The organism is Streptomyces sp. NPDC031479, from assembly GCF_055581065.1.
Genome location: NZ_JBVIKC010000007.1, coordinates 182213 through 204557, shown reverse-complemented (window position 1 = coordinate 204557; position 22345 = coordinate 182213). Strand labels below are relative to the sequence as shown.

The following is a 22345-nucleotide window of genomic DNA, read 5'->3' as shown; positions in this document are numbered from 1 at the left end:
CGGTGCGCGCCGGTGCCGGCCCGGCCGGGTCGCCGTCCGGGGGAAGGGCGGCTACGTTCGAATGGGCGGACCCGCCCGGACTCCGCACCGCGGAGCGACAGGTTCTGGCGCGATGGCAGGACCGCGACCCCAAGGACGGTGGTCGACGTGGGCGACACTCCCCACTACGACGTCATCATCATCGGGACCGGCGCGGGCGGCGGTACCCTCGCCCACCGGCTGGCGCCGTCCGGCAAACGCGTCCTCCTCCTCGAACGCGGCGGCTACCTGCCGCGGGAGCGGGACAACTGGGACTCCACCGCGGTGTTCGTCAAGGGCAAGTACCGGGCCCCGGAGTTCTGGTTCGACAAGCACGGCGAAGCGTTCCCTCCCGAGGTCAACTACTACGTCGGCGGGAACACGAAGTTCTACGGAGCCGCCCTCTTCCGGCTGCGGCCCGAGGACTTCGGCGAGCTCCGCCACCACGGCGGCATCTCGCCCGCCTGGCCCCTGCGGTACGAGGACCTGGAGCCGTACTACACGCAGGCCGAGCACCTCTACCGCGTGCACGGGCGGCACGGGGAGGATCCCGGAGAGGGGCCGGTGAGCGCGCAGTACGCCTACCCGCCCGTCGAACACGAGCCGCGGATCCAGCAGTTGAGCGACGACCTGGAGAGGAAGGGGCTGCACCCCTTCCACCTGCCCATCGGGGTCGACCTCGTACAGGACGCCGACGGGCGGGCCGTTCCCTCCAGCGTCTGCATCCGCTGCAACCGGGTGGACGGCTTCCCCTGTCTGGTGCGGGGCAAGTCCGACGCCCAGGTGATCTGCGTGGAGCCCGCCCTGGAGTACTCCAACGTCGAACTGCTCACCCACGCCCACGTGGTCCGGCTGGAGACCGACACGACCGGTCGCAGCGTCACGGCCGTCGTCGTCAGGGGCGCCGACGGCTCCGAGAGCCGGTTCTCCGCGGACATCGTGGTCGTCTCCTGCGGGGCGGTCAACTCCGCGGCCCTGCTCCTGGCCTCGGCCAACGACCGCCACCCGCGCGGACTGGCCAACAGCTCCGACGTCGTGGGCCGCCACTACATGCGGCACAACAACCTGGCCCTGATGGCGGTGTCGAAGGAACCCAACGACACGCAGTTCCAGAAGACCCTCGCGCTGCACGACTGGTACCTGGGCGCTGACGACTGGGACCACCCGCTGGGCGGCATCCAGATGCTGGGCAAGTCGGACGCCGAGCAGATCCACGGCGAAGCCCCGCGCTGGGCCGGAGCGATCACCCCCGACATGCCGTTCGAGGTGCTGGCGCACCACGCCGTCGACTTCTGGCTGTGCGGCGAGGACCTCCCGATGCCCGACAACCGGGTCACCCTGGACCGCGAAGGCGCCATCCACCTCGCACTCGACGAGAAGAACAACACGGAGGGCCTGGAGCGGCTGCGGCACAAGCTCCAGGGCATGCTCGGGCACCTGGGCATGCACGAGCGGCACCTGCTGCCGCACAGCATCTACCTCCACAAGGGCATGCCGATCGGGGCCACCGCGCACCAGGCGGGCACCGTCCGGTTCGGCACGGACCCGGCCGCCTCCGCCCTGGACACCGACTGCAAGGCCCACGACCTCGACAACCTCTACGTGGTCGACACGAGCTTCTTCCCGAGCATCGGCGCGGTCAACCCGTCCCTGACGGCCATCGCCAACGCCCTGCGGGTCGGCGACCACCTCCTGGCCCGGCTGAACTGACCGCCCCGCCTCCTGGGCCGACCGGAGGAAGATCTTCGGCCGAACGGCCCAACCGGGGCCCGCCCGGCGGGCCCGTGGCGGCCGCCGCTGCTTGTGTGGGCCTTCGGTCGGTCCGGTCGCCCGGGACCGCGCATCGAGGAGGCAGCACGACGTGGATTCCACCGTGGGAGCACCGCAGGGTGTGATTCCGCCGCATCTGCTCAAGGGACAGAAGGCACTGGTCACCGGCGCCAACTCGGGCATCGGCAAGGCGACGGCCATCGGGCTCGGCAAGGCCGGTGCCGACGTGGTCGTGAACTACGTGGCCGACCGCGACTCCGCGGAGGAGGTGGTCCGCGAGATCACCTCGTACGGGGTGCGCGCGGCGGCCTACGAGGCGGACGTGTCCCAGGAGGACCAGGTCGTGGCCATGGTGGACCGGATGGTCCAGGAGTTCGGCACGATCGACATCATGGTCGCCAACGCCGGTCTGCAACGGGACGCCCCGTTCACCGAGATGACCCTCGCCCAGTGGCAGAAGGTGCTGGACGTCAACCTCACCGGCCAGTTCCTGTGCGCCCGTGAGGCGACGAAGGAGTTCATGCGGCGCGGTGTGGTCCCCGAGGTGTCCTGCGCCGCCGGGAAGATCATCTGCATGAGTTCGGTGCACCAGATCATCCCGTGGGCCGGACACGTCAACTACGCCTCCTCCAAGGGCGGCGTGCAGATGATGATGGAGACCCTGGCCCAGGAGCTCGCACCGCACCGGATCCGGGTGAACGCGGTCGCCCCCGGGGCCATCAAGACGCCCATCAACCGCGACGCCTGGGAGACCCCGCAGGCGCGCGAGGACCTGCTGAAACTGATCCCTTACAAGCGCATCGGCGACCCCGAGGACATCGCGCACGCCGTCGTCGGCCTCTCTTCCGACCTCATGGACTACGTGGTCGGCGCCACCCTCTACGTCGACGGCGGAATGACCCTGTTCCCCGGATTCGCCACCGGCGGCTGACCTCCCTCGCCCGTGCGCCGGTCACGGCACTAGCAGCGAAGGCACGCATGCACACCACGGTCCACCTGCTCGCCGACGCCCCCGCCCAGCTGCTCCCCGCCAGGGAGCTGATGGCCTTCACCCTCGCCTCCCACATCATCCTCGTGCCCATGGGCGTGGCCCTGCCGCTCATCACCCTGGTGATGCACTACCGCGGCCTGCGCCACGACGACCCCACCGCCCTGTTGCTGGCCCGGCGCTGGTCGGCCGTCATGGCGGTGCAGTTCGCCGTCGGCATCGTCACCGGCACCGTCCTCTCCTTCGAGTTCGGCCTGCTCTGGCCCGGCCTGATGGGCCGGTGGGGCGACGTGTTCGGCATCGGGTTCGGGGTCGAGGCGTGGGCGTTCTTCCTCGAAGCGGTGCTCATCGCCATCTACCTCTACGGCTGGCGCCGGCTCAAGCCCCGTACGCACTTCCTGCTCGGGCTTCCGCTCCCCGCCGTCGCGCTGATGGGGGCGTTCGGCATCCTGGCCGCCAACTCGTGGATGAACACGCCACAGGGCTTCTCCCTCGACCCCGAGGGCAACCCGGTCGACGTGAACATCTGGAAGGCCATTTTCACCCCGATGTTCGGGCCGCAGTACTGGCACTTCGTCGTGGGCATGCTGCTCACCGCCGGGTACGTGGTGGCGGGTGTCTACGCCGTCGGCTGGTTGCGCGGACGCCGGGACCACTACCACCGGCTCGGCTTCGCCGTCCCCTTCACCCTCGCGGCCATCGCCACTCCGGTCCAGTTCGTGCTGGGTGACTCCATCGCCCGGTCGGTGTTCCACAAGCAGCCGGTGAAGTTCGCCGCACTGGAGATCGTCTGGGACACCGGCACCCACGTGCCCGAGTACATGTTCGGCCGCCTCCAGCCGGACGGATCCGTCGTGGGCGGCATCAAGATCCCCCAGCTCGACTCCATCCTGGCCGGCTTCAGCCCGGACACCAAGGTGGTCGGACTCTCCTCCGTCCCCGCGAGCGACCGGCCCACGGCCCTCCAGGCGACCATCGCCCACTGGGCCTTCGACCTCATGGTCGTGATCGGATCCGTGCTGATCCTGCTCGCCCTCTGGTACGCGCTGGTCTGGTTCAGGCACCGCCGCCCGCCGGGCTCCCCGTGGTTCTACCGCGGCGCCGCCTGCGCGGGCGTCGCGTCGGTGGTGGCCGTGGAATGCGGCTGGGTCGCCACCGAGGTGGGGCGCCAGCCCTGGATCGTGTACCAGAACATGCGGGTCGCCGAGGCGGTGACCGCGACCCGCTCCACCAGTCTGTGGATCATGTTCGGCCTGGTGGTCGCGGTGTACGTGTTCGTCTTCGGCTCCTTCCTCGCCGTCCTCCTGAAAATGCGCACCCGATGGCGGCTCGCCGACGCGCGGCAGGCGGCCGACGGCCTGGCGGGGGCCCCGGAGACGGACACCCCGTACGGGCCCCGTCCCTCCGTCCCGGCGGGCGGCCCGCCCACCGCCGGCGGATCCGCCCCGACCGAGGACGGCCGGTCGTGACCGCCGGGCTCATCGCCCTCGTCCTGCTGCTCGCCGTGGCGGCGTACGCGTGCGCGGGCGGCACCGACTACGGGGCCGGATTCTGGGACCTGGTCGCCGGAGGGACCGAACGCGGCAAGCGGCCGCGGTGGCTGATCGACCACGCGATGGCCCCGGTCTGGGAGGTCAACAACGTCTGGCTGATCTTCGTCCTGATCATCATGTGGACGGGATTCCCGGTCTTCTTCCAGACCGTGTTCTCGGCGATGTGGCTCCCGCTCGCCCTGGCCGCCGTCGGCATGGTCCTGCGCGGCGCCTCCTTCGCCTTCCGCAAGGCCGCGCGGCGGCTCAGCCGGCGGCGGCTGCTCGGAGTCCTGTTCGCCCTGTCCTCGCTCGTCACGCCCTTCTTCCTCGGCGCGGCCGCCGGCGGGATCGCCTCCGGGCGGGCGGCGCCCGGCACGGAGGCCGAGGCGCACGTCTGGGTCAACCCCACCTCCCTCCTGTTCGGACTGCTGGCCGTCACCGCCACGGCCTTCCTCGGAGCGGTGTTCCTCGCCGGTGACGCGCGCCGCTTCGACGCGCCCGATCTGGTCGGCTACTTCCGGGCGCGGGCCCTGGCGGCACTCGCCGCGGTCGCCGTACTGGCCGTGATCACGCTGTTCGTCACCCGTACGGACGCCCCCTACGTCTGGCACGGCCTCACCCACGGCGTGGGGCTCGTCTTCACCCTCGTGGCCGGGGCGGCCACCTGCGCCACCGCGTGGCTGCTGACGCGCACGCCGGGCATCCCGGTCCGGGTCACGGCGGTGGCGGTCGTCGCGGGGGCCGTCCTCGCCTGGGGCCTGGCCCAACGCCCCTACCTCATCCCCACCTCGCTGACCGTCGCCGACGCGGCGGGCGCCCCCTCCACCCTGACGTGGCTGGTGTTCGTCACGCTGGTGGCCGTGCTGCTCGTCGGCCCGGCCGTCTTCCTCCTGTACTGGCTCGACACCCACGGAGAGCTGGAGGAACTCACCGACGCCGACCTGCGGCGCGGCGGTCCCGAGCCCGATGGGACGGCCGGTGGCGGCTGACGCCCGGCCCCGCGGACGGCGCCGGGCGCGGGGGTCCGGCCGCCCGTCAGACGAGGACGTTGACCGCGCGGGCGATGACGAGGCCCAGGATGGCCAGGGAGATGACGGACTGGACGGTCATGATGCTCTTGGCCCAGGGGGCGAGCGGCATGACGTCGGTGGGGCTGAACGCGGTCGAGTTGGTGAAACCGAGGTAGAGGTAGTCGATGTACTGGGGGCGCCAGTTCACCGCGCGCACTTCGGGGCTGAGGTGCTGGGGAAAGGCGAGTGCCGGGGGGTGGGGCATGCGGTGGGCCCGGGCGGCGGGTCCGCCGCTGTCGAGTTCGAAGTACAGCAGGGAGAACGCGAGGACGGTGGTGACCCAGACGATGCCGCCGGCCAGGAGGAGGGCCGAGGCGGACGAGGTCTCCTTCCCGCCGTGGACGAGGTCGTCGATCAGCCGGACGGTCGACCACGAGGCCCCGCACGCCATCACGACGACCAGGGTGATCGACACCGCGCGCAGGACGTCCGAGCGGCGGCTGATCCGGATGGGATCGGCCGAGACCAGCGCCACCAGGAGCAGTCCCTCGGCGAGGGGAAGCGCCCACCGGGGTCCCAGTCTCAGGTCGTCGGGCAGCAGGAGGGTCAGTACCGCCGAGACGATGACGGCCGCGGCCATCGGCCAGCGGGTCTCGGGATTCACCGCCGGTCGCGGTGCGGGCTCCGGTTCGTGCGGGTCGCTCATACGGTTCGCATCCGAGGGGGTGTGTCCGGTGAGGGGCGGACTGCTGCGAGGGGGCGGGGCGGGCGGGTCGCACCGGCCGCCGCGGTCACCCGACGCGGGGGAGCCGGGGTCGCGGGTCCTACCGTAGACCGGGGTGAAGGCGCGGCAAGGTGACCGACACGCTCCCCGCCAGCATCCCCACCGAGCCGTTCCGGCCGTCGCGGCACGTCACAATGGCCCGCACGACGGGGTGGGGCCGGACCTCGGCGCAGGTGTCCTGCGCGGGCCGGGAACCCCCGCGCGCCCCTCGGGTGTGAACGCCACCACGGAAGGCCCGCCATGACAACGAGTCAGATCCTGCTCGGCATCGGACTGGTCCTGGCCCTCGCCGTGGGCTGCCAGGTGGTCGCGAGCCTGCTGCGCCTCCCGGCGATCCTCCTGCTGCTGCCGACCGGGTTCATCGCGGGCACGCTGACCGACGACGTCAACCCCGAGAAGCTGCTCGGCCCCGCGTTCTCCCCGCTCGTCTCCCTCGCCGTCGCGGTCATCCTCTACGACGCAGGCCTGGGGCTCGACCTCCGTCACCTCAAGGGCCACACCCGCACGGTCGTGGTCCGGCTGGTCTGGCTCGGCGCCCTCGTCACCGCGGCGGCCGCGGCCCTGATCGCCGTCCCCGTCCTCGGCATGTCGACGGGCGCCGCCGTGATGCTGGGCGCGATCCTCGTCGTCAGCGGGCCGACCGTCGTCGGGCCACTGCTGAGGTTCGTCCGCCCGACGGAGCGCCTGCAGCGCGTCCTCGTCTGGGAGGGGTCCCTGATCGACCCGCTCGGCGGCATCCTGGGAGCGCTGGTCTTCCACGGCGTCCTGGCCAGCGGACAGTACGGCTTCCCCCGCCAGCTCGCCGCGTTCTGCGGCAGCGTCGGGGTCGGGCTCGCGGGCGGCGCCGTCGGAACGGCCCTGCTCTGGCTGCTCCTGCGCCGCCTCACCCTCGACGAGGCACTCGCCACGACGGTGCAGCTCGCCGCCGTGGTCTCGGTCGCCGCGGCCTGCGACGCCTACCGCGACGACACCGGCCTGATCGCCGCCGTGGTCATGGGGATCGCCCTGGCCAACCTGCCCGGCCTGGACATGCCCGCCCGCCGGTCCTTCTTCGAGACCCTGGTCTCGCTCGTCATCGGCCTGCTGTTCATCTCCATCTCGGCCACCGTCACCCCGCAGTCCCTGCGCCACGTGGCGCTGCCCGCCCTGGGCCTGGTCGCCGCGCTCGTCCTCGTCGTGCGGCCGCTGGTGGCGCTGCTCTGCACCGCCCGCACCGACGTCCCCTACCGGGAGCGCTGGTTCATCGGCTGGATGGCCCCCCGCGGCATCGTCGCCGCGGCCACCGCCTCGACCTTCTCCGTCTCCCTCGTCGGGGCCGGTATCGGCGGCGCACAGAAGATCCTTCCCGCTACCTTCGTCGTGATCGTCGCCACCGTCACGGTGTACGGCCTGACGGCGGTTCCCGCGGCCCGCCGGCTCGACGTCCGCCGCTCGGCCCGCTCCCGGCCGCTCCTGGTCGGCGGCGACCCCTGGGTGATCGAGCTCGGGCGCGCCCTGCGCTCCGCGGGCCTGGACGTGCTCATGTGGGCCGGCCTCGACCGCCAACGGCGCGGCATCACCGACGCGGGCCTCGACCTGGCCCCGGGCGAACTGCTCGCCGCCGCCGCCGGCTCCGGCGCCGAACTCGAAGGCATCACGGACGTCCTGCTGCTCACCGACGAGGACGACTTCAACGCCCTCGCGTTCATGACCCTCAAGGAGACCGTGGAGGGACCCGTCCACCGCCTGGCACCACCCACCCGCGGCCACGGCGCCGTCGCCCCGTACACGGGCAGCGAGGCGCTGTTCGGGCCCGGCCTCAACCGGCCGGAACTGGCCCACCGGTACGCGGACGGCGCCCGCATCGTCGTCGTGCCGGCCGACGAGGGCGTCCCGGCCGGACACGACACGCTGTTCCTGGTGCGCCCCGACGGACGGCTCGCCGCCGCCACGGAGGCCGGACCGCCGACGCCGGGCGACGGCGACACCGCGATCCTCCTGACACCCGCGGCCCCGTCCCCGCCGAGGCCCGCGGCGTAGTCCCCGCCGTGGTCTGTCTCAGCCGCGCTGCCGGTCCAGCGCCTCGTCGAGGGTGCTCGCCGCCATGATGAGCGACAGGTGGGTGAACGCCTGCGGGAAGTTGCCCAGTTGCTCACCGCTGGGGCCCACCTCCTCGGCGAAGAGACCGACGTGGTTGGCGTAGGTGTGCATCTTCTCGAACGTGTACCGGGCGGGCCGCAGGCGGCCGGCGCGGGCGAGCGCGTCCACGTACAGGAAGGTGCAGAGGCTGAAGGTGCCCTCGGAGCCGCGCAGGCCGTCCGGGGAAGCGGCCGGGTCGTAGCGGTAGACGAGGCTGTCGGAGACCAGGGTGCGGTCCATGGCGTCCAGCGTGGAGAGCCAGGACGGGTCCCTGGGCGCCACGAAGCCGACCCGGGGCATGAGCAGGAGGGAGGCGTCCAGGACGGCGTCGCTGCCGTAGTGCTGGACGTAGGCCCGGGTGGACTCGTTCCAACCGCGCTCCATGACCTGGTACAGGATGTCGTCGCGGGTCCGCGTCCAGCGCTCGGTGTCGGCGGGCCGGCGGAACTCCTCCGCCAGCCGCAGGCCCCGGTCGAAGGCGGCCCAGCACATGATCCGGCTGTAGGTGAAGTCCTGGCGGCCGCCGCGCGTCTCCCAGATCCCCTCGTCGGGGCGGTCCCAGGAGCCGGCCAGCCAGTCCAGCGTCCGGGAGAGCACTTTCCAGCCCTGGTAGCCGGCCTGCACGGCGATCTCGTGTCCCTCGGACAGGGCGTAGAGCGCCTCTCCGTAGATGTCCAGCTGCAACTGGTCGGCGGCGGCGTTGCCCAGCCGGACCGGCGCCGAACCCCGGTAACCCTCCAGATGACCCAGGATCTCCTCGGTCAGCAGCGGTTCGCCGTCGACCCGGTACATGATCTGCAGCGGTTCGCCGTTCCTGCCCGCGGACTCGCGCAGCCGGTCACCGAGCCAGTGCGTGAAGTCGGTGGCCTCCTCGACGAACCCGAGGTCGAGCAGGGCGCGTACGGAGAGCGACCCGTCGCGGACCCAGGTGTAGCGGTAGTCCCAGTTGCGTTCGCCGCCGACCTGTTCGGGCAGGCCCATGGTGGCGGCGGCGACCGGGGCGCCGCTGGGCGCGTACGTGAGGAGCTTGAGGGTGATGGCGGAGCGGTTGACCATGTCGGGCCACCGGCCGCGGTAGTTGGAGCCGCGGACCCAGCTCTGCCAGAAGTCGGCGGCCTCCCAGAGCTGGTGGGTGATCCCGTCGACGGAGAGCGGCGGCGGGGTCTGCGCGTCGGCTCCGCGGACGGTGAGGACGACCGCCGCCGCTTCGCCCACCTTCAGCGTGAAGGAGCCCCGTACGTCCTCGCCGTCACGCTCCACCGGGAAGGTGCTCTGCAGGTGCGCGCAGACTCCCGGCGCCCGGAAGGCGGCGCCGTCGGGGCCCAGCTCCAGCCGGTGGGAGGCCCGGCCGTAGTCGAACCGGGGGCGGCACTCCATGTCGAAGCGGACGGTGCCGCGCACGGTGCGGACGGTGCGGATCAGGGTGTGCCGGACCGCCGGGGTGCGGCCGGTGTGCGGCGGCATCCAGTCGAGCACCTCGCCCACCCCGTCGGGGGACATGAAGCGGGTGACCAGGACGGCGGTGTCCGGGTAGTACAGCTGTTTGCAGCGGGCCTCCGGGTCCGCCGACGAGATCCGGAAGTAGCCGCCGCGATCGTGGTCCAGCAGGGCGGCGAAGATGCTGGGGGAGTCGAAGCGGGGCGCCGCGAACCAGTCGACGACGCCGTTGGAGGTCACGAGCGCGGCGGTCTGCAGATCACCTATGAGACCGTGCTCGGCGATGGGCGGATAGCGGTCCATGAGCATCCCCGGGTCAGGGTGGTCCTTTGGATTCACTATCGGTCAGCGCCACCCGAAGCGCCCGCCGAGCCGGGGACCGGCGGGCTTCGGCCCTGGTCCGCGCCGGTGCGCGCGGGCCCCGGACACCCGGCGCGCGCGGGGTCGGAGCGTGCCGTCGGAATGACGTTCCGTGACTCGCCGGGACGTCGCGGACCGTACGCGCCCGACATGACCCGGTGCCGTGATACGACCACCGTGAGGCCTGTCGCCCGACGTGTCCGGGTGGATCCCTGAGCTGAGGAGACGATGCGCATGTCGGCCGTACCCGCCGGGCCGCCCACCGCGACACCGCCGGACGCCTACGCCCTGGTCCGCACCCGCGGGTACGTGGTGCTGCTGGTCATGACGGCGCTCCTCGGCATCCCGGTCTCCGCGGTGGCCTTCGGCTTCCTCGCGCTCGTGTCCGAGCTGCAGTCGCTGACCTACACCGACCTGCCGAGGGGGCTGGGCTTCGACGGAACGCCCTCGTGGTGGCCGATCCCGCTCCTCGCCGTGGGCGGCCTGCTGGTGGCCCTGACCATCCGCTTCCTGCCCGGGGAGGGCGGCCACAGGCCGGCCGAGGGCCTGGTCACGAAGGGGCCGCCGACGGCGGCGGAGCTGCCCGGCATCGCGCTCGCGGCGATCCTGTCGCTGGGCGCGGGCGTGGTGCTGGGACCCGAGGCGCCGCTCATCGCGCTCGGCGGCGGCCTGGCGGTGTTCGCCGTCCGCACCGTGAAGCGCGGCCTCGACGCCGGCACCACCGCCGTCCTGGGGGCCTCGGGGAGCTTCGCGGCCGTCAGCACGCTGCTGGGCTCACCCCTGCTCGGGGCGTTCCTCCTGATGGAGGTGACCGGCATCGGCGGCGCGATGATGGGGATCGTCCTGGTACCGGGCCTGCTCGCGGCCGGCGTGGGCGCACTGATCTTCACCGGCCTGGGGTCGTGGACCGGCCTCGGCACGTTCTCGCTGGTCCTCGGCCACGTACCGGAGGCCGCCCGGCCCGATCTCGCGGGCTTCGGATGGGCGCTGGCCATCGGGGTGGCCGGGGCCCTGCTCGGAGCGGCGCTCCACCGGACGTCCCTGCTCCTGGAGGCCCGGGTCGAGCGCCGGCGGCTGCCGCTCACCGTGCTGGCCGGTGCGCTCATGGGCGTGGCCGCCCTCGTGTACGCCGAGACGACCGGCCGGGAGGCCTCCGAGGTGCTCTACTCGGGGCAGAGCGCCCTCGGCCCGCTGCTGGCGGGCCAGGCCGGATACGCGGTGGGGACCCTGGTGGTCCTGCTGGTGTGCAAGTCCGTCGCCTACGGCCTCGCCCTCGGCGCCTTCCGCGGCGGCCCGGTCTTCCCGTCGATGTTCGCGGGAGCGGTGGTCGGCCTGGCCCTGTCCCACCTCCCCGGGCTGGACGTGACGTCCGGTTTCGCGATGGGGGTCGGGGCGATGTGCGTGGCGATGCTGAAACTGCCGATGACCTCCGTGCTGCTGGCCACCATCCTGATGGGAACCGAGGGGATCACCGTGATGCCGCTCGTGATCGTCGCGGTGGTGGTCTCCTACGTGCTCTCGCTCAGACTCACTCCCGCCCCGCGGCCGGCCCCGACACCCGCGCCGCCCGCGCCGCCCCCGGCGTCCCCGTGAACGGTGCTGCGCCTTCCCGCCCGTCGGGACCCCCACGGGCGGGACCCGGGCTCGCTCAGCCCGGGTAGCGGGCGGAGGCCGCGACGAAGGGGGCCGCGTCGCGGGACACCGAGGCGACGAGCGCGACCCAGGAGCCGTCCGTGAACTCGATGTCCATGCGGCCCTTCTGGAGCACGCCCGTCGGCTTGGCGCGCAGGGCGGAGACGGCCGATCGGGGCGTCTCCCAGTACTGCTTCATCACCGGCGTCATCTGCCACAGCTGTGAGACGTCGCTCAGGGCGTACCAGCGCCGGTCCGTGACGGCCAGCACGCCCGTGACCGAGCCGCGCGCGCCGGCCCGGGAGATGACGAAGCGTCCGGCCGCGCTCTGCCAGCCGCCCTCCATGCTCGTCCCGTGCATCAACCGGTTGCCGAGGTTGTCCACCGCGTCCGGCATCCGGTCGATCGCGTTCGCCGCCGCGGCCGGCCTGGACCGGCGGGGGTCGAGCACGCGCGCCCTGACCAGCTGCTTCAGGGGCCCGGGCAGCCTTCCCTCGATCCGCCGCTGGAGTTCGGAGGGCTCGGGCGGCGGGAGCAGCGACTCGGGAGGGGTCGGCACGCCCGGCCCCGGTTCGTAGGAGCACCAGGCGATGAGCCGCTCCCCGGGTCGCAGGAACGCCTCGGCTTGTTCACGCCCGTCATCGGTCAACGGACCCGCTCCTGTTCGTCGTTCGGCCGGTCTGTCCGGCGCTCTGGATTCTGCCTCACCTGCCGCCTTCGATGATCACCGGGGCGGCGGTGCTCCCGGGCCCCGAGGGTTCGGACGATCGCCTATGGTCTGCGGGAACGTGACGGAGCAATACGGGACGAGGGGGATTCCGCGATGTTCGCAGTGGTCTACCGGTGGCGGCTCCACGAGGGCAAGGAGCAGCAGTTCATGGACGGTTGGCGGCGGGTGACCGCCGCGATCCACGCCCGGTGCGGCAGTTACGGCTCGCGCCTGCACCGGGCGGACGACGGTACGTGGGTGGCCTACGCGCGATGGCCGGACGCGGAGAGCCGCGAACGGTGCGCGGTGCCCGATCCGGAGGGCGTGGCCATGATGAGCGGGGCGATCGCGGAGCGCTTCCCGGAGACCCGCCTGCGGATCGTCGACGACATGCTCGCGGAGCCGGCCGGCCCCTCGGTGGCCGAGTCCAAGGGGCCGGCGGTCATGGGCGATCGGTGGGAGACCGCACGGTCGTGGGTCGAAGGGTGGGCCGTGGCCCGAGGGGCATCCGAGCCGGTGGACGTGGCCTGGGGGCTGCGGATCGAGATCGGTCGGCCGGCCCGGACGGTCCGTCACGTCCTGCTCGACGCCGACGCCGCGACCGCCCGCGGGCTCATCGGCACGGTCACCGAGCCCGGCACGTGCATCAAGGCGTTCCTCCCACCGGGCGACATGGAACCCTGGTTCCCGTCCGCATGGGAGCCCACCGATCCCTGCTTCCTGATGACCGTCGACCTGCGCCCGTCGCCCGTGCGCCCGCCGGACGGGTACGCCGTCACCGTCGAGACCGCCGACGGTGCCACCCTGGTGCGCGTCCTGAGCGCCGACGGGGAACTCGCCGCGTGCGGCCGGACCGGTCTGGCCGGTACGGCCTGCGTCTTCGACCAGATCGTCACCGAACCGGCTCACCGGCGCCGGGGCCTCGGGACGGTGGTGATGGCCGCCCTCACCGACGCGGCCGTCGAGAGCGGAGCGACCGTGGGCGTCCTGGGCGCGACCGTCCAGGGCCGGGCGCTCTACGAAGCGCTCGGCTGGACGTTCCTCTCACCGTTGTCCGGATTCGTCTACAAGCCGTCGGCGATCTCGCCGCCGAGGTAGATCCGGGGCGTCCTCCACGACGGTCAGGATCGCCGCTCCCTCGGCGGGGAGGATGTCACGCGCTGTCGCCGGCGCGGCCCGCGCGGCGGGAGCGCCGCAGCTCCAGGCCGACGGGGACGAGGGAGACGGCGACGATGAGCGCGATGATCGGCAGGAGGTAGCGGTCCACGTCGGGTACGGAGGAGCCGAGCGCGTACCCGGCCAGGACGAGGCCGGTGGTCCACAGCAGACCTCCCAGGACCTGCCAGAGGGCGAAGGTGCGCGCCGGTACGTTCAGGATCCCGGCCAGGGGGTTCAGCACCGTCCGCACGATGGGCAGGAACCGGGCCAGGACGATGGCCTTCGCGTGCCCGTAGCGCTGGAGGATCTCGGCCGCGCGGGCGGCGCCCTCGCCGATCTTGCGGGACCCGGCCCGGGTCAGGAAGGCGGGGCCCGCCTTCCGGCCCAGCAGATAGCCGGTCTGAGCGCCCGCGAGGGCGCCGGCGGCCGAGGCGAGCAGGACCCAGGGCAGCGAGAGGTGCCCGGTGGTGGTGGCCGAGCCGGCGCACAGCAGTCCGGCCGTGAAGAGCAGCGAGTCGCCGGGCAGGAAGAACCCGATCAGCAGGCCGGTCTCGGCGAACAGGACGACCGCGATGCCGGCCGTCCCGAACGCGGCGAGCAGGGACTGGGCGTCGAGGAGGTTCACGGCGAGGTGCACCGGCGCGGGTGCGGCGAGCTGTGCGAGGGGCATCGGCACGGTCCCATCGATAATGGTGGTCGGGGTGGGGCTCACAGCGGTGGGCGAAAGGTTTCCGGATCGCCGTGGAGGCGGCCGGCCCATCTCGGCGTCTACAGAACAGTAGTCGGTCTACCCCGCCGTAGACGACTCCGTGAGAGGAAACTTCCGTGGTGGACAGCGCGAGCGAACGCCGACCGGCCGGCGAGCTGGAGTCGAGCGTTCTGGCTGCCCTGTGGGCCGCGGGCCAACCGCAGTCGGCGGCGCAGGTCAGGGCGGCGATACCGCAGCCGCTGGCCCGGACCACGGTGGCGACGCTGCTCGCCCGGCTGTACGAGAAGGGCGTCATCGACCGCAGTCCGGGCGGGCGGGGCTTCCTTTACTTCCCGTTGGAGGACGCGCACGGAATGACGGCCCGCCGGATGCACCGCGAGCTCGATCAGGACGGCGACCGCAGCGTCGTCCTGGCCCGGTTCGTCGAAGGGCTCAGCTCCGACGACGAGGCGGAGCTCAGGCGGCTGCTGGAGGGAGGCGGACAGTGATCGTCCTCCTTCTCGTCCCCCTCGTACTGCCCTGGATCCTGCCGCCGCTCGCCCGGCGGGCGGCGGCCCGGGTGAGGCCCGAGGCGGCGCTCTGGACGGTCACCGCGGCCACCGCCGCGCTCGCCGTCGCGGTCGCGGCCTGCCTGGGCGTCCTGCTGCTGCCCCTCGCCCTGGCGATCGCGCCCCTGGCCGCCCTCCTGCACCTGATCCGGCCGCTCCAGGCCGGTCCGGCGCCCGTGGCCCTCGGCATCTCGGCGCTGTCCGCCGGGATCGTCGCGGTCACCGGCGTGACCGTGGTCCGGCGTGGGCTGTCCGAGGTGAAGCGCCTGCGCGGTGCCCACGGGGACGTCGCGCACCTCCCGCAGGTCGGAGGGCTGTGCGTACGGGAGGACTCCCGCCCGGACGCCTACGCCCTGCCGGGCCTGACGGGTCCGGGCCGGATCGTGGTCACCAGCGGCATGCTGCGTTCCCTGGACCCGCGCGAGCGCGAGGCGCTCCTGGCCCACGAACGCGCCCACCTCGCCGCGCGCCACCACCTCTTCCTCGCCGTCGCCCAGCTCGCCGGATGGTGCCACCCGGCACTGGCCGCCGTCGTGCCCCAGGTACGGTTCGCGGCCGAACGCGCCGCCGACGAGTCCGCCGCCCGGGTCACCGGCAGCCGGACGCTCACGGCGCGCGCGGTGGGGCGCGCGGCCCTGGCCGCCACCCGTGGCGGCCGGCGCCCCGGCGGATCCGTGCTCGCGGCGGGAGCGGTCACCGGGCCGGTCCCCGCCCGGGTGAAGGCCCTGCTCGGCCACGCCCCCGTCCGGTGGGTCGCCCCGGTGCTCCTGGCCGTGGCCCTGCTGTGCACGACGGCCGGGACGTCCGCCCTGTCCGGTGCCGTCTGGCTGCACCGGGGCGTGGAGATCGCCCAGGGGGAGTAGGACGCCCGGTCGGCCCGGATCGGGAGCCGAGAGCCGGGCCGACCGGCGGCGCACGCCGTCAGGCGGCCAGGACGCCGGTGCCCAGGAGGCCGAAGAGCAGGACGCCGATGACGATCCGGTAGACGACGAAGGCGTTGAAGGAGTGCTTGGCGACGAACTTGAGCAGCCAGGCGATCGAGGCGTAGGCGACGGCGAAGGACACCACGGTCCCGACGGCCAGCGGGAGCATGTCGACGCCGGCGCCGACGGCGTCCTTGAGCTCGTACAGGCCCGCGCCGGTCAGGGCGGGGATGCCGAGGAAGAAGGAGAGGCGGGTCGCGGCGACGCGTTCGAGGTCGAGGATGAGGCCGGTCGACATGGTGGCGCCGGAGCGGGAGAAGCCGGGGAAGAGCAGGGCGAGGATCTGGGAGCAGCCCACCAGCATGGCGTCCTTGAAGCCGGTGTCGTCCTCGCCGCGCTTGTGCCGGCCCATCTGGTCGGCCGCCCACATCAGGCCGCTGCCCACGATCAGGGAGCCGGCCACCACCCACAGGGAGGCCAGGGTGCTCTCGATGAGCGGTTTGGCCGCCAGGCCCACGACCACGATCGGGATGGTGGCGAAGATGACCCACCAGGCGAACTTGTAGTCGTGGTGGTAGCGCTCCTCCCGGTTGGTCAGGCCGCGCCCCCACGCGCTCACGATCCGCACGATGTCCTTGAAGAAGTACACCAGCACCGCGGCGATGGCCCCGACCTGGATGACGGCGGTGAACGCGACGACGGCCTTGTCGTCCACCGGAATGCCCATCAGGCCCTCGGTGATCTTCAGATGCCCGGTGGAGGAGACCGGCAGGAACTCGGTCACCCCCTCGACGATGCCGAGGATGGCTGCCTGACCGATGCCGATGGTGCTCAATGGGTCCGTCCCTGGGGTTGGCTGGATGGAGTGGCGGATGCCGGAGAGGGCCGGTGCCCCACGCCGCGTGCGGCCCGCGCGGCCCGCGCGGGTCGCCGGGGGCGTCCTGGTGGCGAGTGCACGGGATCCCCGTCGTCACGCCGCAGGGGACGGCGGGGGTCATGGGTGAAGGGGGCTCGTGGCACACTCGGGGAAGACCCTCGTCTTCTACGCGCGTGTAGAAGACGAGGGTGACTGTAGAGGATGACCGAGGAGGCGGCCAACATTGGACGGGCACGAACACGCCGGACCCGCGCACGAGGGGGACCGCCGCCTGGCCAACGGCAAACGCGAGGCCGAGGTTCTGGCCGTACTCCGGTCGGCCCCCGGTCCGCTCACGCCCCGTCAGGTGCTGGAGGACATGGGCGGTGACCTGGCGTACAGCACGGTCGTGACGATCCTGACCCGCCTGTACGACAAGCACGTGCTCACCCGGCGGGCGCACGGCCGCGCCTACGCCTACGCCCCCGCCACGGACGAACCGGGATTCGCCGCCCGCAGGATGCACCAGGCCATGGAAGAGGTGCCCGACCGCGAGCGGGTGCTCACGCGCTTCGTCGACGACCTCTCCAGCGGGGACGAGGCCTTGCTGCGCCGCCTGCTGGGCGGCGACCTCGACGCGGACCGGTAGGAGCGGGGCCCGCCGTGCACCTCGCCGTCTACCTCCCCCTGCTCCTCCCGCTGCTCGCCGCCCCCGGGGCCCGGTGGCTGGACGACCGCCTGCACCCGCGTCCGGCCGCGCTGCTCCTGGCCGGGGGCGCGTTGGTGCTCGCCGCGGGCAGTACCACCGTGCTCGGGCTCCTGGCCCTGGCGGGCCTGGTCCGCGTCCCGGCCGTCGCCCGACTGGCCGAGCTGTCACCGGCCGTGCTCCAGCGCGACGACCCCGCCTCGGTCTCCGTCGCCGTCGTCGCCGCGCTGCTCCTCCCGGTCGTCGTGGTGGCCGGTTCCCGTTTCGTGTACCGGCGGGTGCGGGCGGTGTGCGAGGCCGTCCTGGAGGCGGCCTGTTTTCCGGGGCAGGACCCGCTCGTCGTCCTGGAGGAACCGGCCGCGGACGCGTTCGCGATGCCGGGGCTGCCCGGCCGGATCGTCGTGTCCACGGGCATGCTGGCGTCCCTCGACGCCGCCGAGCGTGAGGTCCTCCTCGCCCACGAGCGCGCCCACCTGCGCGGCCACCACTACCTGTACACCGCGGCCGTCCAACTGGCCGTCACCCTCAACCCGTTGCTGCGACCGCTCGCGGAACGGGTCGCGTACACGCTGGAACGCTGGGCCGACGAGGCCGCCGCCGAGGCGACCGGGGACCGGCGCCGGGTCGCCGTCACCGTGGGGAAGGCCGCGCTGGCGGCCAAGAACTCGGGCGGTCGGCGCCGACTGCCCGCGGCGGCCCTGGGGCTGCTCGGCCGCTCCCCGCGGCGCGGGACGCCGGGGCCCGTCCCCCGGCGCGTGGCCGCACTGCTCGCACCCCCGCCGAAGGGCGGCGGCTGGCGCGGGGCCGCGGCCACCGCCTGCGTCGCGGCCGCCGCTCTGTGCACCGCCGATGCCGTACAGGACCTCCACGAGGTGGTCAGGAGGGCCGCGGGAGGGTGACCCGGGCGTCACCGGAGCGGACTTCCGGGCCGTCAGGTCCGGCCGTCTCCCCGGACCGGCGGCTCCGGCCCCCGGACCGTCAGGTCCGGCCGCCGCCGAACCGCACCTCGGTGACGCGGTCCCTCAGTCCGCGGTCGAACAGCACCATGGAGCCCAGGCCGGAGGCCGCTGGCAGGCCGTCGCGCTCGACGCGCGCCAGCAGCCTCGAAAGTCCCCGCTGATGGACTGCGAAGACCCTGCGCGAGGTCACGCGCCGACGGGCGTGCTGGCCGAGCAGCGCCTCCCGGCGCCCGACGTCGAGCACCACCATGTGCAGGGGACGCCCGGCCCGCAGGGCCGTACGGGCCAGCCATCGACGCATCCAGGGCCTGCTGCCGCAGTCGTGGACGAGGAGGGGCCCGCCGCCCCGTATCTCCGAACGCAGACGGCGCAGGTGACCCAGCCGCGCCCACGGCCGGTACACCGCGTACGGGAGCCAGCCGGGCAGCCGCGCCTCGTAGGAGGTGCGGGTGGTACGGGGATCGACGACGCGGGCGGCCGAGGACCAGGCGCGCAGCAGGGTGCTCTTCCCGCTGCCGGGGAGCCCGGCGACGACGACCGCCGCGTCGGACGGGTAGGACAGCGTGACGTCCCGGCCGTTGCGGCCCCGCAGATCGACGATCCCCCGCGGAGCCAGGAATCCGGCGGGCCTCCGGGAAGGGCCGTCGTCCCCGCCCGTTCCACCGCCGCGGCCCGTGGGCCGTACCGTCGCGTGCTCGGTGCCGGGGGAGGTGCTCACAGGTGACGGGCCGTTCGAGTGGGGAGCCGTGGAAGCCCCCGAGACTACGCGAGCCGTCCCGTCGTCACCCGCCGGGGTCCCCGGCGCGGTCGCCACGGTAAGACACCCTTGACCGGATCATGGCTCGGCGCGCCTCCGGCAGCCCTCATACTCGTTGATCGCTGCCGAACCGCGAGCGCAGCGACGGTCGGGCCCGGAACGCCGGGCGGGAAAGGTTGTTGGGGGCCATGAAGGACACGGACGAACTGCTCATACCGGAAGTGGTGGACAGTCCGGCACTCCGGCCGCAGGCCGACGGAGGCCTGGGACGGTGGATGCTCCGCCACCGGGTGCAGCCCGTCGGATCGACGTCAGCCGAAGGACACGGCGAATCGCACGCCTGGTGGAAGGTGATGTGCCTCACGGGCGTCGACTACTTCTCCAGCCTGGCCTACGTGCCGGCCATCGCCGCGCTCGCGGCGGGCGCCGTGTCACCCCTCGCGACCCTCCTGATCGTGGGTCTCACGCTGCTCGGCATGCTGCCCATGTACCGGCGGGTGACCGGTGAGAGCCCCCACGGCGCCGGATCGGTGGCGATGCTGGAGGACCTCCTGCCGTTCTGGCGCGGCAAGGTGTTCGTCCTGGTGCTCCTCGGCTTCGTGGCCACCTCCTGGATCATCACGATCACCCTGTCCGCGGCGGACGCTTCCGTGCACATCGTGGAGAACCCCTTCTTCCCGCACGCCCTGCACGGCCACGAGGTCGCCATCACGGTGGCCCTGCTCCTGTTGCTGGGCGGGGTCTTCCTGCTGGGCTTCAGCGAGGCCGTGAGCGTGGCGATTCCCCTCGTCGCGGTCTTCCTGCTGCTCAACGCGGTGGTCATCGGAATCGGTTCGGTCGAGGTGTTCACCACCCCCGGCGCCTGGTCCGCGTGGACGGACGCGCTCGTCGAGGGCGGAGGCGGCCTCGGTGACGTCGTGGGCCCGGCCCTGCTGGCCTTCCCCCTGCTCGTTCTCGGCCTTTCGGGCTTCGAGACCGGGGTGAGCATGATGCCGCTCGTCGAGGCCGAAGGCGCCGACCCCGAGGAACGGCTGCGCTCCCGGATCCGCAACACCCGCAAGCTCCTGACCACCGCCGCGCTCATCATGAGCGTCTACCTGCTGGCGGCCAGCTTCGTCACCACCGTCCTCATCCCGCACAAGGAGTTCGAACCCGGCGGCGGCGCCAACGGCCGTGCGCTGGCGTGGCTGGCCCACGAACACGTCGGTGAGGCCTTCGGCACCGTCTACGACATCAGCACGATCCTCATCCTCTGGTTCGCCGGAGCGTCGGCGATGGCGGGGCTGATCAACATCGTGCCCCGCTACCTGCCGGACTACGGGATGGCCCCGGAATGGGGACGCGCGGTGCGACCGGTCGTGCTCGTCTACACGGTCCTCTGCGTCGTCATCACCGTCGCCTTCGACGCCGACGTCAACGCCCAGGCCGGCGCCTACGCCACCGGGATCCTCGCCATGATGGTCTCCGGTGCCTTCGCCGTGACCGTCTCCGCCCTGCGCCGTCGCCGGCGCGCGGCGACGGCCGGCTTCACGCTGCTCACCGCCGTACTGCTCTACGCGCTGGTGGCCAACGTCGTCGACAAGCCCGACGGCCTCGCCATCTCGGGCATGTTCATCGCGGGCATCATCGTCGTGTCCCTGGTCTCCCGCGTCTCGCGGACCACGGAACTGCGGGCCGACAGCATCGTCTTCGACCCGGCCGCCCGCCGGTTCGTCACCGACACCATCGCGTACGACAACGCCGTCAACATCATCGCCAACCGCCGGGAGACCGGGGACAGCGCCGAATACGCCGGCAAGGAGCGGGAGCAGCGCCGCTCCAACCCGGTCCCCGGGCCCGCCGACATCATGTTCCTGGAGATCGACGTGGTCGACCCCTCCGACTTCAGCGAGACCCTCACCGTGCGCGGCATCGAGGTGGACGGCTACCGGGTCCTGCGCGCCGAGGCGCCGGCCGCGCCGAACGCCATCGCCGCGATCCTGCTCGCGCTGCGCGACACGACCGGCGTCAGGCCGCACTGCTACTTCGCCTGGGCGGAGGGGAGCCCGATGCGGCACATGTTCCGCTACTTCCTGCTCGGCCGCGGCGATACGGCCCCGGTCACCAGGGAGATCATCCGCAGGCACGAGCCCGACCCGGACCGTCGCCCCGGCATCCACGTCGGCGACTGACGGGCGGGGCGCGTACGGCCCGGCGCGGACGGTCCGGCGCGTACGGACCAGGAGGGGCCGAGGGAGGAGGGGGGACATACCGGTGGTCGCGAAGGCGGGCCCGTACCCGATCGGTCGGGGGGTCGACGTCACCAGGGTCGGCGGCCGATGGCGGGTGACGCGGCCGTGGCCCGCCGCGCTGCGCCCCTTCGTGCACAGCTACGCCGGCTACTGGGAGGCGACGGCGTCCCCCTACCGGGTGAGGCTGGTGCCCACGGGCCGGGCCGTCGTCGTGCTCAGCCTGGCCGAGCCGTTCACCCGCGTCCGGCGGCTGGGGGACACGGGCCCGCCCGGCCCGGTGACCGGTTCCCTCGTCGCCGGGCTGGAGGACGGGCCCCGCGTCTGCGACCACCCCGGCGGCCAGGAGGCGATCCGGCTGGAACTGACCCCGCTGGGCGCCTTCCGGCTGTTCGCCGTGCCGATGGGCGAGCTGACCAACCGGGTGGTCGAGCTGTCCGACGTCCTCGGCCCCGGGGCCACCCTCCTGGTGGAGCGGCTGGCGGCGACCGGGGACTGGGGAGCCCGCTTCGACCTGCTGGACGCCGCGTTGACGGCCCGGCTCGATCGCGGGCCGCGCCCCGCGCCCGAGGTCGGCCACGCCTGGCGGCTGCTGACCCGCGCCGGCGGGGCGATCCCCGTCGGCCGGATCGCGGCCGAAGTGGGCTGGAGCCAGGGCCACCTGGTGCGCCGGTTCACCGAACAGGTCGGCCTGACGCCCAAGACCTCCGCCCGGGTGCTGCGCTTCCACCGGGCCGTGGGGCTGCTCACCCGCGACGGCGCGAACCCCACCGACGTGACCGCCGCCTGCGGCTTCTACGACCAGGCGCACCTCAACCGCGAGTTCCGCGCGCTGGCCGGGACCACCCCCGGCCGGATGGCGGCGGCCCGCGTGACGGAGGGGGCGCTCGCGCTGTGAGGGGCGAGGTCAAATTCGTCCAAGCCAGGCCGCCGGTACGCCGCTAGTGTCCCCGTTCGGAGTGGATCAGGCACCGGTCCCAGGGGCCGGTGGACCTGACTGAGAGGGGAGTACCCGATGGAGAACCTGCTGCGCGTCCTCGTGTCCGGAGCGCTCACGGGAGGCTTGATCGCCGTGGTGGGGACGCTCGGCCGGCGCAGCCGCAGGCGCCGCGAGGGCCGGGACACGGACGGGAGCTGACCTCC

20 protein-coding genes are annotated in these 22345 nt (G+C 73.0%); 14 read left to right on the top strand and 6 right to left on the bottom strand.

Annotated elements, in window-relative coordinates; translation table 11 throughout:
• Positions 1 to 147 precede the first annotated feature (147 nt).
• The 4 genes from ACZ5D2_RS11265 (at position 148) to ACZ5D2_RS11250 (ending at position 5297) form a co-directional block, all read left to right on the top strand.
• Positions 148 to 1728, top strand: a complete 1581-nt coding sequence (locus tag ACZ5D2_RS11265) for a GMC oxidoreductase (RefSeq protein WP_371680388.1) — start codon at positions 148 to 150, stop codon at positions 1726 to 1728.
• 151 nt (positions 1729 to 1879) lie between these two features.
• Entirely contained in the window at positions 1880 to 2719 is an 840-nt protein-coding gene (locus ACZ5D2_RS11260; RefSeq protein WP_371680389.1) for an SDR family oxidoreductase, read from the top strand.
• 47 nt (positions 2720 to 2766) lie between these two features.
• Positions 2767 to 4245 (top strand): cytochrome ubiquinol oxidase subunit I, encoded by a 1479-nt coding sequence (locus tag ACZ5D2_RS11255; RefSeq protein ID WP_371680390.1) that lies wholly within the window; start codon positions 2767 to 2769, stop codon positions 4243 to 4245.
• Positions 4242 to 5297 (top strand): cytochrome d ubiquinol oxidase subunit II, encoded by a 1056-nt coding sequence (locus ACZ5D2_RS11250; RefSeq protein ID WP_371680391.1) that lies wholly within the window; start codon positions 4242 to 4244, stop codon positions 5295 to 5297. Before ACZ5D2_RS11255 ends, ACZ5D2_RS11250 begins: the two co-directional genes overlap by 4 nt.
• 46 nt (positions 5298 to 5343) lie before the next feature.
• Here the strand turns inward: ACZ5D2_RS11250 and ACZ5D2_RS11245 are convergent, their stop codons facing one another.
• Complete coding sequence (locus ACZ5D2_RS11245; protein ID WP_371680392.1) at positions 5344 to 6024, bottom strand: DUF1345 domain-containing protein; 681 nt, start codon at positions 6022 to 6024, stop codon at positions 5344 to 5346.
• A gap of 318 nt (positions 6025 to 6342) precedes the next feature.
• Here ACZ5D2_RS11245 and ACZ5D2_RS11240 point away from each other — a divergent pair, with 318 nt between their 5' ends.
• Positions 6343 to 8121 carry a cation:proton antiporter gene (locus ACZ5D2_RS11240; protein ID WP_371680393.1) on the top strand — a complete coding sequence of 593 codons (1779 nt, stop codon included), beginning with the start codon at positions 6343 to 6345 and terminating at the stop codon, positions 8119 to 8121.
• 18 nt (positions 8122 to 8139) lie between these two features.
• Here the strand turns inward: ACZ5D2_RS11240 and ACZ5D2_RS11235 are convergent, their stop codons facing one another.
• The gene (locus ACZ5D2_RS11235) at positions 8140 to 9960 is read right to left on the bottom strand and encodes a glycoside hydrolase family 15 protein (RefSeq protein ID WP_371680394.1); all 1821 of its coding nucleotides are present in this window, start codon (positions 9958 to 9960) and stop codon (positions 8140 to 8142) included.
• 291 nt (positions 9961 to 10251) lie between these two features.
• Here ACZ5D2_RS11235 and ACZ5D2_RS11230 point away from each other — a divergent pair, with 291 nt between their 5' ends.
• Positions 10252 to 11610, top strand: coding sequence for a chloride channel protein (locus ACZ5D2_RS11230; RefSeq protein WP_371680395.1), 1359 nt, complete (start codon positions 10252 to 10254; stop codon positions 11608 to 11610).
• Between the two features lie 55 nt (positions 11611 to 11665).
• On the opposite strand, the gene ACZ5D2_RS11225 is transcribed toward ACZ5D2_RS11230, so the two are convergent.
• Positions 11666 to 12298: a hypothetical protein gene (locus tag ACZ5D2_RS11225; RefSeq protein ID WP_371680396.1), complete on the bottom strand. Its 633-nt coding sequence runs from the start codon at positions 12296 to 12298 to the stop codon at positions 11666 to 11668.
• 174 nt (positions 12299 to 12472) lie between these two features.
• Here ACZ5D2_RS11225 and ACZ5D2_RS11220 point away from each other — a divergent pair, with 174 nt between their 5' ends.
• A complete protein-coding gene (locus ACZ5D2_RS11220) occupies positions 12473 to 13456 on the top strand; it encodes a GNAT family N-acetyltransferase (protein ID WP_371680397.1) in 984 nt (327 codons plus the stop codon).
• Positions 13457 to 13511: 55 nt separating this feature from the next.
• Here ACZ5D2_RS11220 and ACZ5D2_RS11215 read toward each other — a convergent pair whose 3' ends face one another.
• Entirely contained in the window at positions 13512 to 14186 is a 675-nt protein-coding gene (locus ACZ5D2_RS11215) for a DedA family protein (RefSeq protein ID WP_371680398.1), read from the bottom strand.
• 155 nt (positions 14187 to 14341) lie between these two features.
• Between ACZ5D2_RS11215 and ACZ5D2_RS11210 the strand changes: the two genes are divergently transcribed.
• The gene (locus ACZ5D2_RS11210) at positions 14342 to 14713 is read left to right on the top strand and encodes a BlaI/MecI/CopY family transcriptional regulator (protein ID WP_266845957.1); all 372 of its coding nucleotides are present in this window, start codon (positions 14342 to 14344) and stop codon (positions 14711 to 14713) included.
• Positions 14710 to 15636 carry a M56 family metallopeptidase gene (locus ACZ5D2_RS11205; protein WP_371680399.1) on the top strand — a complete coding sequence of 309 codons (927 nt, stop codon included), beginning with the start codon at positions 14710 to 14712 and terminating at the stop codon, positions 15634 to 15636. Before ACZ5D2_RS11210 ends, ACZ5D2_RS11205 begins: the two co-directional genes overlap by 4 nt.
• 58 nt (positions 15637 to 15694) lie before the next feature.
• Here the strand turns inward: ACZ5D2_RS11205 and ACZ5D2_RS11200 are convergent, their stop codons facing one another.
• Positions 15695 to 16531 carry an undecaprenyl-diphosphate phosphatase gene (locus ACZ5D2_RS11200; RefSeq protein WP_371680400.1) on the bottom strand — a complete coding sequence of 279 codons (837 nt, stop codon included), beginning with the start codon at positions 16529 to 16531 and terminating at the stop codon, positions 15695 to 15697.
• A gap of 265 nt (positions 16532 to 16796) precedes the next feature.
• Here ACZ5D2_RS11200 and ACZ5D2_RS11195 point away from each other — a divergent pair, with 265 nt between their 5' ends.
• Positions 16797 to 17201, top strand: coding sequence for a BlaI/MecI/CopY family transcriptional regulator (locus tag ACZ5D2_RS11195; protein WP_371680401.1), 405 nt, complete (start codon positions 16797 to 16799; stop codon positions 17199 to 17201).
• A 14-nt stretch (positions 17202 to 17215) separates the two neighbouring features.
• Positions 17216 to 18157, top strand: coding sequence for a M56 family metallopeptidase (locus ACZ5D2_RS11190; protein WP_371680402.1), 942 nt, complete (start codon positions 17216 to 17218; stop codon positions 18155 to 18157).
• A gap of 79 nt (positions 18158 to 18236) precedes the next feature.
• Here the strand turns inward: ACZ5D2_RS11190 and ACZ5D2_RS11185 are convergent, their stop codons facing one another.
• Positions 18237 to 18935, bottom strand: a complete 699-nt coding sequence (locus ACZ5D2_RS11185; protein WP_371680403.1) for an AAA family ATPase — start codon at positions 18933 to 18935, stop codon at positions 18237 to 18239.
• Between the two features lie 227 nt (positions 18936 to 19162).
• Here ACZ5D2_RS11185 and ACZ5D2_RS11180 point away from each other — a divergent pair, with 227 nt between their 5' ends.
• From ACZ5D2_RS11180 to ACZ5D2_RS11170, 3 genes are all read left to right on the top strand, one after another.
• Complete coding sequence (locus ACZ5D2_RS11180; RefSeq protein WP_371680404.1) at positions 19163 to 21145, top strand: APC family permease; 1983 nt, start codon at positions 19163 to 19165, stop codon at positions 21143 to 21145.
• A gap of 82 nt (positions 21146 to 21227) precedes the next feature.
• The gene (locus ACZ5D2_RS11175; RefSeq protein ID WP_371680405.1) at positions 21228 to 22100 is read left to right on the top strand and encodes a helix-turn-helix domain-containing protein; all 873 of its coding nucleotides are present in this window, start codon (positions 21228 to 21230) and stop codon (positions 22098 to 22100) included.
• Positions 22101 to 22217: 117 nt separating this feature from the next.
• Positions 22218 to 22340 (top strand): hypothetical protein, encoded by a 123-nt coding sequence (locus ACZ5D2_RS11170; RefSeq protein ID WP_371680406.1) that lies wholly within the window; start codon positions 22218 to 22220, stop codon positions 22338 to 22340.
• Positions 22341 to 22345: the final 5 nt, after the last annotated feature.